Annotated in this window: 9 protein-coding genes; 4 read left to right on the top strand and 5 right to left on the bottom strand. The window is 71.4% G+C overall.

Annotation, left to right across the window (positions count from 1 at the left end; genetic code table 11):
• The first annotated feature begins 29 nt into the window (after nucleotides 1-29).
• Both ACZ5TV_RS07295 and ACZ5TV_RS07290 read left to right on the top strand, forming a co-directional pair.
• On the top strand, nucleotides 30-1,457 hold the full coding sequence (locus ACZ5TV_RS07295) for an MFS transporter (protein ID WP_464384301.1): 1,428 nt from the start codon (nucleotides 30-32) through the stop codon (nucleotides 1,455-1,457).
• A 74-nt stretch (nucleotides 1,458-1,531) separates the two neighbouring features.
• Nucleotides 1,532-3,292, top strand: coding sequence for a histidine kinase N-terminal 7TM domain-containing protein (locus ACZ5TV_RS07290; RefSeq protein ID WP_464384300.1), 1,761 nt, complete (start codon nucleotides 1,532-1,534; stop codon nucleotides 3,290-3,292).
• A 189-nt stretch (nucleotides 3,293-3,481) separates the two neighbouring features.
• Here the strand turns inward: ACZ5TV_RS07290 and ACZ5TV_RS07285 are convergent, their stop codons facing one another.
• The 4 genes from ACZ5TV_RS07285 to ACZ5TV_RS07270 form a co-directional block, all read right to left on the bottom strand.
• Nucleotides 3,482-4,297 carry an ABC transporter permease subunit gene (locus ACZ5TV_RS07285; RefSeq protein ID WP_379782949.1) on the bottom strand — a complete coding sequence of 272 codons (816 nt, stop codon included), beginning with the start codon at nucleotides 4,295-4,297 and terminating at the stop codon, nucleotides 3,482-3,484.
• A complete protein-coding gene (locus ACZ5TV_RS07280) occupies nucleotides 4,294-5,277 on the bottom strand; it encodes an ABC transporter ATP-binding protein (RefSeq protein ID WP_464384299.1) in 984 nt (327 codons plus the stop codon). Before ACZ5TV_RS07280 ends, ACZ5TV_RS07285 begins: the two co-directional genes overlap by 4 nt.
• A 111-nt stretch (nucleotides 5,278-5,388) precedes the next feature.
• Nucleotides 5,389-7,554, bottom strand: coding sequence for an NAD-dependent DNA ligase LigA (ligA, locus tag ACZ5TV_RS07275; RefSeq protein WP_464384298.1), 2,166 nt, complete (start codon nucleotides 7,552-7,554; stop codon nucleotides 5,389-5,391).
• A 70-nt stretch (nucleotides 7,555-7,624) separates the two neighbouring features.
• Entirely contained in the window at nucleotides 7,625-8,821 is a 1,197-nt protein-coding gene (locus ACZ5TV_RS07270) for a metal-dependent hydrolase family protein (protein WP_464384297.1), read from the bottom strand.
• A 137-nt stretch (nucleotides 8,822-8,958) separates the two neighbouring features.
• On the opposite strand from ACZ5TV_RS07270, the gene ACZ5TV_RS07265 reads away from it, so the two are divergent.
• Together ACZ5TV_RS07265 and ACZ5TV_RS07260 are read left to right on the top strand one after the other, a co-directional pair.
• On the top strand, nucleotides 8,959-10,623 hold the full coding sequence (locus ACZ5TV_RS07265) for an HVO_2922 family protein (protein ID WP_464384296.1): 1,665 nt from the start codon (nucleotides 8,959-8,961) through the stop codon (nucleotides 10,621-10,623).
• Nucleotides 10,624-10,671: 48 nt separating this feature from the next.
• On the top strand, nucleotides 10,672-11,553 hold the full coding sequence (locus tag ACZ5TV_RS07260; RefSeq protein ID WP_464384295.1) for an endonuclease/exonuclease/phosphatase family protein: 882 nt from the start codon (nucleotides 10,672-10,674) through the stop codon (nucleotides 11,551-11,553).
• Here the strand turns inward: ACZ5TV_RS07260 and ACZ5TV_RS07255 are convergent.
• A complete protein-coding gene (locus ACZ5TV_RS07255; protein WP_379782126.1) occupies nucleotides 11,520-12,233 on the bottom strand; it encodes a DUF1028 domain-containing protein in 714 nt (237 codons plus the stop codon). The genes ACZ5TV_RS07260 and ACZ5TV_RS07255 overlap by 34 nt on opposite strands.
• Nucleotides 12,234-12,479: the final 246 nt, after the last annotated feature.

The following is a 12,479-nucleotide window of genomic DNA, read 5'->3' as shown; positions in this document are numbered from 1 at the left end:
TTTAACCTCACGCGCATCGTTTCGACACCGTGACACACCCCGAAGCGGGGGCGGCGTCGATCCAAGGCGAGGAGCCGTCGCCGACGGACGCGAGCGACGGACGAGCACCCGCGGTGTCGAACCCGCGGCGCGCGCTCGCCGTCGTTATCGGCGTTGTGTTCATCGACTTGGTCGGGTTCGGGATCGTGATCCCGATCTTGCCGTTCTACGTCCGGTCGCTCGGCGTCAGCGACGCCTTCATCGGACTGCTCGCGGCGTCGTACTCGCTCGCACAGTTCCTCGCCGCCCCGACGCTCGGCCGGCTCTCGGACCGGATCGGCCGCCGGCCCGTCCTGCTCGCGTCGCTCGCGGCGGCCGGCGTCGCGTGGGTCGCGTTCGGCTACGCCGGGGAGTCGGGGGCGCGCTTCGGGACGGTCGCGGCCCTCGTGACGCTGTTCGCGTCGCGGACGTTCGCCGGCGCGATGGGCGGAAACATCGCCGCCGCACAGGCGTACGTCGCCGACATCACTCCACGCGACCGACGAGCGGGGGCGCTCGGACTGGTCGGCGCCGCGTTCGCGCTCGGGTTCGTCTTCGGGCCCGCGATCGGTGGGCTGCTCGCGGCCGACCCGGTCGTCGCCCGCGCGGACGCGCTCCTCCCGTCGTTCGTCCCCGCAACGCCGTACTCGCTGCCGAGCTTCGCCGCCGCGGGAATGAGTTTCCTCGCCGTCGCCGTTGGGTTCCTGTTCTTGGAGGAACCGAAGCGAACACGCCCCGTCTCCGACGCCGCCCCGGGGTCGCCGATCCCGCCGCGGCGGACGGTCGTCGGCCAGTTCCGCGAGGCGATCTCGTCGGTCGCACTCAGACCGCTCACCGTCGCGTACTTCGTCGTCGCCGTCGCGTTTGCGGGCGTCCAGGTGATGTTCATCCCGTTCGTCGCCGACAGCTTCGGGTACGACGCGACCGCGGCCGCGCTCCTCCTCACGTACGTCGGGGTCCTCGGCGTGATCAACCAGGGCGTTCTCGTCGGCCGGCTCTCGCGGGTCATCCCCTCGCGAACGCTCGTCGCGGGCGGCGGGGTGATCCTCGGGGGTGCGCTCGTCGCGATCCCGCTCACGGGCGTCATCGACCGCCTCGCCGGGGACGTAACCCTCGGCGGGCCGGCGTGGTTCACGCTCCCGCTCGTCGCGCTGCTCGTCGCGCTCGCGGGGCTCTCGCTCGGGAACGCCCTCGTGAACGTCTCGCTCGCGACGCTCGTCTCGGGGGCGGCCAGCGACGCCGAGCAGGGGGCCGCGTTCGGCGTCACACAGGGCGCGTCGAGCCTCGGTCGGACGGTCGGACCGCCGGTGATGGCGGTGCTGTACACCGTCGCGGTCGCCGCCCCGTTCCTCCTCGGCGCGCTGTTGCTCGCCCCCGTGGTGGCCGCGTTCGCTCGCCGAGAGGAGTCGAGCGGTGACCGGACGGGACCGGCCACGTAAGCGGACGAACGGGTGCGATCCAGACCGCGGGACCACGACAGGTTTACGCCGCGGGTCGCCGTCGTACCCCGTGTATGGTTCTCGACGCCGTCCCGGCGTGGCCCGCGATCGGGTCGATCGCCGGCGGGGCCGGCGCGATCGGCCTGGCGTGGGCGATCCGCCGCCATCGGGGGCGGCCGGGCGTCGACTGGTTCCTCGGCGTGTTCGCGGCACAGACGGTGTGGTGTCTCTCTTACGGGATCGGGCTGCTCGTCGCCGACCCGACGCTCCGGGCCGTCCTGGAGGCGTCGACGTGGCTCGGGATCCTCTGGACGGGTATCGCCTTCCTCGGTTTCGCGCTGGAGTACACGGGGCGGAGCGACGTGGTTCGGAGCCGCCTGTTCGCGGGCGTGGTCGGGTTCGGCGTCCTCTCGACGCTGATACTCGCGACGAACCCGCTCCACGGGGCGTTTTGGACGGGGTTCCGGGTCGACCCCGTCTTCGGCGTCGCGACGGTGTCGTACGCGTTCGGCCCCTGGGCGTACCTCGTCGTCGCCGTCGAGACCGTCCTCGTCGCCAGCGCGGTGTTCCTCCTCGTGGACACGCTCCTCAGCTATGGCCCGCTCTACCGCCGCGAGAGCGCTGCGGTCGCGATGAGCTCGTTGCCGCCGGGGTTCGCGCTCGTCGCGTGGATCCTCGAGCTCGGACCCGTGCCGCAGCTGCAGCTGGCCCCGATCCTGTTCGTCCCGCACGTCCTGCTCGACGCGTACGCGTTCAACCGTGCCGAGATGTTCGACCGGCACCCGACGACGAGCCGGGCCGCCGAGCGCACCGCGATCGACGACCTCGCGGACCCGATCGTGGCGCTTTCGCTCGACCGGCGGGTGGTGCGGCTCAACCCGGCGGCCGAGTCGCTGCTGGGGGTCGGCGCGGAACAGGCGCGCGACCGACCATTCGACGCGTTCCTCGACGTCGCGATCGACGTGGAGAGCGGCGACGCGGATGGAGGCGACAACGAGATCACGGTCGGCGTCGGCCCGCGACGCCGGACGTTCGCGGTATCGACCGCGGCACTGACCGACCCCGAGGGGACCCACGTCGGCTACACGGTCGTCTTCTCCGACGTCACCGAACGCGAGCGCCGCAGACAGCAGCTGGAGGTGCTCAACCGGATCCTCCGGCACAACCTCCGTAACGACGCGGGCGTGGTGGCCGGCTACGGCGACCTGCTCGTCGAACGGCTGGAGGACCCCGAGCTCGTTCGGATGGCGGACGCCATCGACCGGCGGGCGGGCGCGCTCGCCGCGCTCGGGGAGAAGGCCGGAACGGTTGAGACGCTGCTCTCGGACGGCGACCCCACGACGGTCGACGTTCGCGAACTCGTGAGCGACGTCGTCGACGACGCCCGCGAACGGGCCGGAGAGGACGCCGTCACGCTCGCCGTCGAGGGAACCGACGCGGAGTGGGTCGCGTCCCTCCGTGCGGACGCGCTCCAGGCGATCGTCGCGAACGCCGTCGAGAACGCCGTCGTCCACCACGACGGTCAAGGGACCGAGCGCGCGGACGGCGGGACGTGGGTTCGGGTGACGCTCCGGCGGGAGGACCGCGGGGACGCCGCCGAGTTCGTCCTCGTCGTCGACGACGACGGTCCCGGGATCCCCGATCACGAGGTGCGCGCGGTCGAATCCGGGCGTGAGACCGCGCTCGAACACGGTTCCGGGCTCGGGCTGTGGGTGATCGAGTGGGCGGCCGGGGCGCTCGGCGCGGACGTCGAGTACGCGACACGGGAGCCGCGGGGAACCCGCGTGACGGCCCGGGTGCCACTTATAAATGATGAGGCGGGGGCGGACGACTGACACGCCGGGTTGACGGCGGGCTCACCGGGGGACGGACAGCCAGCGTCGCCAGCGGCCGCTTATCAATCGGCGGCAGGGATCGGCTCCGGATCGCCGCTGCCGAGTGCGTATACACCCGCGCAGTCGACTGTCGGCGCTCTCCCTTATCAATAGTGCATAAATCGACACCACCGATCCGCCCGCGGCGACTTATAAGTCGTCGCTGTCGAACTTCAGGAGTCCCGCGAGCGGCGGCGCGAGGGTCCAGAACACGAGCATCGCGGCCGCCGACACCTGCTGTGTCGCCGTCTCGCCGGCGAACAGCTGGTCAGCGAGGAACCCGTTCGCGAGCGCCTCGATCCCGGTCGTCGGGTTCGCCACGTCGAGGAACGTCCGGATCTGTTCGGCGGAGGCGGGGAGCCGCGCGACGACCCCGTCGAGCGCGCCGAGGACCTGTCCCGTGATCAGCCCCCACAGCAAGACGAACACCGCGTACACCGTGATTCCGGCGATCAGCGCGCGCTGCTGGGTCGGCATGGCGGCCGAACAGCCGACCGCGATGGAGACGAAGACGACGCCCAGCACCGCGGCGAATATCGTGTAGCCGAAAAAGGCCCCGGCGTTGAACGTCACGGGGATGACGATCAACACGAGCGCGGGCAGGAGGAAGCCGGCGAGGATCGCGAGCGCGATCGCCGCGCCGCGACCGATCACCTTGCCGAAGACGACGTCCGCCCGGGAGTGCGGCAGCGAGAGCAGCAGTTTCAGCGACCCGGACTCCCGCTCGCCGCTCACCGCGTTGTAACCGACGACGATCCCGACGAGTGGGACGAGGCCGGTGACCAACACGGGCCCGACAAGACTGCTCAACAGGAGCTCCGTCGCGAACTGGTCGGCCTCGCCTTGCGGACGGACGATGTAGGCGAAAAGCGAGACCAGAAGCGAGAACAGCGCGACGAGGATAACCATCCCGCGCGACCGCACCGTGTCCTGGAAGTCCTTGTCCGCGACCGCGAGGAGGCTCACGCGTCCACCTCCTCGTCCGCGTCGGTTGCGGAATCGGGACCCGCCGCGGATCCCGGCGCATCTCCCTCCGTGTACGCCAAAAAGAGGTCCTCGAGCGACGCTTCCCGGGTATGGAAGTCCTGGACGTCGACGCCAGCGTCCGCTAACGCCGCGATGACACCGGTCTTGACCCCGCTCTCGCAGTTCACGACCAGCGTGTCACCCGCACCCGACCCGTCAGCGACGGTTTCGACGCCGGAGACGCCGGCGAGCGCGCGGACGGCATCGACGGCCGGATCAGCGGCGGCGTCGACCTCGATCTCCAGCGTCTCCTCGCCGCCGACGGCGTCACGGAGCCCGTCGATGGAGTCCTCAGCGACGAGCTCGCCGTCGCGGAGGATCCCGACACGGTCACAGACGGCCTCGACCTGTCCCAACACGTGCGAGGAGAAGAAGACGGTCGCGCCGCGGTCGGCCTCGGCCTCGACGATCGCGCGCATCTCCTTCGCGCCCGCCGGGTCGAGCCCCGAGGAGGGCTCGTCGAGGACGAGCAGGTCCGGTTCGCCGACGAGCGCCATCGCGAGCGCGAGCCGCTGGCGCATCCCCTTCGAGTAGTCGCCCGCCTTTCGGTCGGCGTCCTCGCGGATCCCGACCCGGTCGAGGAGCGCGTCGGCGTCGGCCTCGACCTCCTTCGACCGGATCGCGAACTCGACGTGTTTCCGGCCCGAGAGCCGGTCGTACACCGAAAACCCCTCGGGGAGGACGCCGGTCCGACGGCGGATCGCGACGCTCTCCGCCCGGGCGTCCCGTCCGAGCACCGTCACCGTCCCCTCGGTCGGCCGGACGAGGTCGAGCAGCATGTCGATCGTCGTCGACTTGCCGGCCCCGTTCGGCCCGAGGAAGCCGTACACCTCCCCCTCCTCGACGGTGAGATCGAGGTCCCGCACCGCGGTGGCTCCGGGGAACTCCTTGGTCACCCCGCGCAGCTCGATAGCGGTCATACCGTCCGTTCCGCCAGCCGGCGGATAAAGGGTTGTGGCTCGGGAGAACGGGGGCGGCCGGGAGCCGCCAAGCGGGGCCGAAGAGGTGGGAACGACGGGAGGCAGCCACCCCTACGCCGGCGGCCAGTCGATCCCGTTGTCGGCCAGCAGATCGGCGAACGCCGCCTCGTCGAGGACGGGCACGTCGTTCGCGTCGGCGTCGTCCCGCTTCGAGCGCCCGGGGTTCTCGCCGGCGACGAGGTAGTCCGTGTTGCCGGAGACGCTCGACGTGGCGTTCGCGCCGGCGCGTTCGACGAGCGCCTGTGCGTCACTTCGGGGGACGGACAGCGACCCCGTGAACACGAACGTGAGCCCGTCGAGCGGGGCGAACCCGTCCTCGCCGTCACCAGTGTCTCCGACCGGTTCGGGCTCGACCGCGCGCTCGCGGAGCCCCCCGATCGCCGCTCGGTTCTCCGGCGCGTCGAGGAACGCCCGTATCGACTCGGCAACGGCGGGGCCGACGTCGTCGACCTCGCGGAGCGCGGCGGCGTCGGCGTCGAGCACCGCGTCGAGCGAACCGAAGTGTGTCGCGAGCGCCCGCGCCGTCGTCGCGCCCACGTCGGGGATCCCCAGACCGGCGAGGAACCGGTCGAGCGGCGGGTTCCGGGCGTCGTCGAGGGCCGTGATCAGGTTCTCTGCGCTCGTCTCTCCCCACCCCTCCAGCTCGACCAGCGCCGGGACGGTCAGGTCGTACAGGTCGGGCAGCGACTCGACGAGGCCGGCCTCGCGGAGCTGTTCGACCCGCTCCGGCCCGAGCCCCTCGATGTCGAGCGCGTCACGGCGGGCCCAGTGTTCGACCGCCCGTTCCAGCTGTTCGGGACAGCCGAGCCCGCCGGTACAGAACGCGAGCGGCCCGTCCCGTTCGACGGGTGCGTCACACACCGGACACGTCTCCGGGAACGCGTACGTTCCCTCGGAGCGTTTCTCGACCACCTCGGGGACGTACGGGATCACGTCGCCGGCGCGGTAGATCCGCACGCGGTCGCCGACGTTCACGCCGAGCGCCTCGATCTCGGCGGGGTTGTGGAGCGTCGCCCGCGAGACGGTGACGCCGCCGACGTCGACGGGGTCGAGCTCCGCGACGGGAGTCAACCGCCCCGTCCGGCCGACCTGGACGGTGATCGCTTCGACGGCGGTCGTCGCGGTCCGGGGCGGGAACTTGTAGGCGAACGCCCAGCGGGGCGCGCGGGAGGTCGAACCGAGCGCCTCGCAGGCGGCCCGGTCGTCGACTTTGATCACGACGCCGTCGACCGCGTAGTTCAGTCGGTCCCGGGCGTCGAGCACCCGATCGCGGTAGTCGATCGCCCCGTCGATGTCGTCGACGACCTCGATCCGGTCCGTCCGCGGGAGCCCGAACGCGTCGAACGCGTCGAACTGGCCGCGGTTTGTGGCCGGACGAGTGGCGGTCGACGCGCTCGACGCGGACCCCGCAGCGTCACTCCCGTCTTCCCACGCCAACACGTCGAAGAAGAAGACGTCGAGCGGGCGCTCGGCGACGACCGCGGGGTCGAGCTGGCGGAGGGTCCCGGCGGCGGCGTTGCGGGGGTTCGCGAACGGCTCCTCGCCGCGCTCGACGCGCTCCTCGTTGTGCGCCTCGAACGCGTCCCGCGGCATGTACACCTCGCCACGGACCGCGAGGGTGTCGGGCGGGTTCCCGCGCAGGCGACCCGGGACGGTCGGGATCGTCCGCACCTGTTCGGTGACATCGTCGCCGCGCTCGCCGTCGCCGCGGGTCGCCGCCCGGGCGTAGACGCCGTCCTCGTAGACGACTTCGACCGAGAGCCCGTCGAACTTCGGCTCACAGACGTACCGAACGTCGGCGGGGTCGAAGCCGGCCGCGTCGAGACCGGACCGGACGCGTTCGTCGAACTCCCGGACCGCCTCGGCGGTCTTCGCGTTGTCGATAGAGCGCATCGGGGCGACGTGTTCGACCGTCGCCAGCTCGTCGAGGGGTTCGCCGCCGACCCGACGGGTCGGGGAGTCCGGAGTCCCGAGGTCGAACTCGCGTTCGAGGGCCGCCAAGCGGTCGAACAGCCGGTCGTACGTCGCGTCCTCGATCAGGGGGTCGGCGTCGACGTAGTACCGGTGATCGTGTTCGCGGATCGCCGCCCGAAGCAGCGCCGTCTGCCGCTCGGCCGCCTCCCGCGACAGCTCCGCGACCGGCTCGAAGTCGGTCGGCGGCTCCTCGACGTAGGGGTTCTCCTCGGGGTCCGCGTGTCGCGTCGACGAGCTCGTCATCGACCGATACTTGATCCGCACCGGATTAAAACGGCACGAAGGAGTCCCGGATCGGGGAGGCGGACGCGTATCAGACGACCCGATCACCGCCGAGGAACACGGCCTCGGGGTCGCGCCACGCCCCGGCGTCCGCGTTGGGGTCGGCGTCGAGAACGACGAGATCCGGGCGGTACCCCTCCGTGACCCGACCGACATCGTCGAGTCCGAGGAGGTCGGCGGCGTTGACGGTGGCGGCTTCGAGCGCGTCGGCGGGGGAGAGCCCGTACTCGACCATCAGCGAGAGCTCCGCCGGGATGTCGCCGAAGTAGTTGAACGGGGTTCCCGCGTCGGTCCCCATCGCGATCGGAACGTCGGCGTCGAGCGCATGTTCCCAGGCGTCGTCGAAGCGCTCCGCGGCGTCCTCGGCCTTCGCGACCGCGTCGGCGGGGATCCCGGCCTCGGTCCCGTTCTCGACGATGCCGTGGAGGGCGCTCGCCGTCGGCACCCAGTACGTCCCCCGCTCGGCCATCATTTCGGCCGCCTCGCGGTCCATGAACGTCCCGTGTTCGACGCTCGTTATCCCCGCCTCGACCGCGTTCTTGATCCCCGCCTCGCCGTGGGCGTGTGCCGCCGTCGGCGTGTCCGTCGGCGCGGCCGCGTCCGTGAACGCCGCGAGCTCCGCGGGCGTCAGCTCCGGCGCGCCGGTCACCGCGCCCTCGGTGAGCACCCCGCCGGTCGCCATACACTTGAGCACGTCCGCGCCCGCCTTCAGCTGCTCGCGGGCCGCCTTCCGGACCTCGGCCGGGCCGTCCGCCTCGCGGCCGAACCAGTTGCCGTGGCCGCCGGTCATGATCACGTTCCGGCCGCAGGCGACGACGCGCGGGCCGACGAGCACCCCGTCGGCGACCGCCTCGCTCGCGTCGATGGCGAGCGTGCCGCGCGCGCCGAGGTCCCGCACGGCCGTGACTCCGGCCTCGGCGGCCGCCCGCAGGTTCCGTGCCGCCCGGTAGCTCGCGGTGTAGTCGCTGTCGGCGGTGGCAGTGGCGACATCCGGCCGCCCGTCCATCATCAGGTGGACGTGTGCGTCGATAAGCCCCGGCGCGATCACCCGCCCCGAAACGTCGGTTTCGGTCGGTTCGGTGGCGTCGGTCGCGGTATCGTCCCCCTCGAGGGCGGCGTCAACCGCAGCCGGGTCGCCAACGGCGACGATCTCGCCATCGGCGATCGCGACGTCGGCCGCTCTGGTCCCGTCCACGTCCGCGACCCGTCCACCACGAAGCACGTGCATACCGGAGGACGGGACGGTCAAAGCGTAAAAGGTAGGGTAGCGGAACGCTCGACGCCGCTTCCGGCGGAGACGGGCCGGAGATTGTGGTTTGACAACTACCCACATATATATCCCCCGCCGGCGTGAGTGCTCCGAACATGGGAGACACGAAACCGAACGGTCCACTCGCGGACCTATATGAGGGACGTATCGGGACACCGACCACCGACGACGAGGTACAGGGGTACTGGATCTTCTCGCTCGGAGTGATCCTCGGCGTGCTGGGTGTCGTCGTGTTCGCCCTTACCGACCCGCGGACGACCGCACGGGCAGTCGGCTACGCGCTGGTCGCGCTGTCGCCGCCGACCGTGATGATCGGTGCGATCGTCCGGTTCCCGCTGAAGCGATCGGCGACGACGCTCGGCCTCCTCGGGGGGCTGCTCACGCTCGCTGCGGTGGCGTACTTCTTCGTCGTCTTCCCCGACGGCTGGTCGCGCTCGACCGGCAACGAGGTCGTCAACGCGCTGTACGCTGCCGGGATCGTCGTGATCGGCCTCGCGGGGACGATCGTGCCGCTCATAACCGATCCCGTTCGGGACGACTACGAGCGGATGCAGGCCGAGACGGCGTCGACTGCCGCGGAGCGCGACGAGACCGCCACCGAGCTGGAGGAGGCCCGGTCCGAGCTCGACGCGACCGCCGCCGACCTAGCCGACGCCGAAGCGCGAGCCGAGGAGCTGGGAGCCGAGACGGAGGCCGCGCGGGCGGAGACGGCCGCGCTCCGCGAGAGCAAGGCGCGGTTCGAGCTGTTCGAGGACGCGAGCGGCAAGCCGCGCTGGCGGCTCCGCCACCGCAACGGCAACGTGATCGCCACCTCCGGGCAAGGGTACAGCAGCCGTGGAAAGGCCCAGCAGGGACTGCACAGCGTCCGGCGAAACGCGCTCGGTGCCGGGTTGTTACGGATCGAGACCCCGGTCGCGGAGGCCGAGGCGGTCGCCGACGACGACGGCCCGGAGCCCGAGGACGCCGCGGAGCCGGACGTCGCCGTCCCGAGCGACGACGAGGAGATCGCGAGCAAGGCGACGTTCGAGCTGTTCGAGGACAACGCCGGCGAGTGGCGCTGGCGGCTCGCACACGACAACGGCAACGTGATCGGCGACTCCGGCGAGGGGTACGCCTCGAAGTCGAACGCGAAACGTGCGCTCGGCCGGGTTCGGGAACACATCGCCGCCGCGGACTACCTTCGCGTCGATCCGGCCGCCTACGAGCTGTTCCGTGACAACGCCGGCGAGTGGCGCTGGCGGCTCATCCACGAGAACGGGAACATCCTCGCCGACTCCGGCGAGGGGTACTCCTCGCGCTCGAAGGCGCGTCAGGGGGTCGAGAGCGTCCGGTCGAACGTGAGCGACGCGCCGGTGAAAGACCTCGACGACGACACCGGCGGCGAGGGCGACGGCACGGGAAGCGCGAACGCGACGTTCGAGCTGTACGAGGACAACGCGGGCGAGTACCGCTGGCGGCTCCGCCACCGGAACGGGAACATCATCGCCGACTCCGGCGAGGGGTACGCCGACAGGAGCGGCGCGAAAGACGCGATCGAGCGGGTTCGCGGGTACGGGCCCGACGCCGACGCGCTGGACGTCGGCAACGCCGCCTTCGAGATCTACGAGGACGCCGCCGACGAGTGGCGCTGGCGGCTCCGTCACCGCAACGGCAACGTCGTCGCCGACTCCGGCGAGGGGTACGCCTCGCGCTCGGGCGCCGTCGACGGCGTGACGAGCGTCAAGCGGAACGCGCCGGGTGCCGGCGAGGAGACCGTCTGAGACGCGGCGGTCGCGCCTTTTAATCCGGTCGGCACCGACTGGCCGACAATGAGCCGGATCCGGGTGCTGAGCTACAACGTTCGGTACGACAACCGCAGCGACCACCACGACGCGTGGTACGCGCGCCGCGACGGCGTGATCGACCTGGTTCGGTTTCACCGGCCGGACGTCGCCGCCTTCCAGGAGCCGCTCCCCGCCCAGCGAAGCGACCTCCGCGAGGGGCTCGACGAGTACGCGTTCGTCGGCCGTGGCCGCGAGCCCGGCGGCGACGGCGAGGGGTGCCCGATCGCCGTCCGCACCGATCGCTGGCGGGTCGTCGACGACGGGACGTTCTGGCTCTCGGAGACCCCGACGGAGCCGTCGTCGGACTGGGACGCCGCACACCCGCGGATCGCGACGTGGGCGAGCGTGGAGCCGAACCCGTCCCCGGAGGGGCCCGTCCGCCCCGGCTCCGGACCGCTCCTCGTCGTCAACACGCACTTCGATCACGTGAGCCCGCGGGCTCGTCGGGAGTCGGCGCGACTGCTCGTCGAGCGGGTCGGGGCGCTCGCCGGCGACGGCGAGCCGGACGGGAGCCGGGAGCGGTCGGTCGTGTTCGTCGGCGACCTCAACAGCACGCCAGGATCGGAGCCACACCGGATACTGACGGGACGCGACGAAAGCCACGAGCGAACGGACGACCGGGTCGACCTCCGTGACGCCGTCGCCGACGCCGACGTCCGACACGGCCCGACGACGACCGTCACAGACTTCGTGCGGCTCATCGACGACCGGCGGATCGACCACGTGCTCGTCTCGCCCGACATCGAGTCGGAGGCCGTCGCGACGCTCGCCGACCGCGACGACCGCGGGCGCTACCCCTCGGATCACCTGCCGGTGCTCGCCCGCCTCCGCCGTCACTCCGCGGCGTCGATGTCGTCCTCCTCGTAGGCGTCGGCGTACCGCTCCATCACCGCCTCGTAGCCGCGTGTCGCCGTCTCGAACGTCTCCCGGAGGTCGGCGATCGGCGTCTCCGTGGCGTCGACGCGGAGGTCGTTGTAGTACGGGTCGGCGAGCTCCCCCTCCTCGGTGTTCGTCACTCGCAACGCCGCCGACTGGACGACGAGGTCCTCGCGTTTGTCACCGCCGGCCGCGTGGCCGGCCGCCAGCGCGTCTATCAGGCGCTCGGCGAGCGGAGCGTCGCCGTGTGCGGCCGACTCGTAGGCCGCGGCGGTGTCGTCGATCACGTCCTCGCCGGTGAGCAGGTTGCCGGCGACAGTGAAGTTCTCACCAACCGTGTGGCCGTACCAGTCGTGACACTCCTCGCCGGAGAACGCGAACGTGCCGTCGGCGTCGACGCCGTGGAGCTGCCGCTGTTCGCGCCCCTCGTCGGCGTTGAGCAACGCCTCGAGCGCGTCGTCGACGGCGAGTCCGTCCCCGAGGTACTCGATCCCCTTTCGGCCGAGCTCGACGTTGACGAGCGACTGTGTCGCGACCGCCCCGTCCGGCGAGACGAACGGGCACAGGGTGCCGACCCCCGGGAGCCGGGTGGTGACCGCCACGCCGAACCGGCACTGATCGGTCCCGTCGTCGTCGGTGTACCGCTCACGAACGCAGATACTGAACGTCACGTGCGACGGTGTGGACGGCGGGCGCAAAAGGCTACGTTCCGGGGGTGTCGTTTCCGGTTCCGGTCCACGCCTCCGTGACGGCTCGGCCGGGGCCGGGGGAGGAACGGAACGGTCGCCGAGCGGCTGCCCCGAGTCGGGGACCGGAACCGGGTACCGAGGCGGTCGTCGACGACGCTCGGTGGCCCAGTCGACCGACGTGGTCGGCGTCGGCAGTCGAAGGAGACGATCCAACGACGAGAACCGGAT

The organism is Halorubrum tibetense (assembly GCF_055396225.1).
The sequence above is the reverse complement of the archived record's forward strand: the minus strand, read 5'-3'. Positions and strand labels throughout refer to the sequence as shown.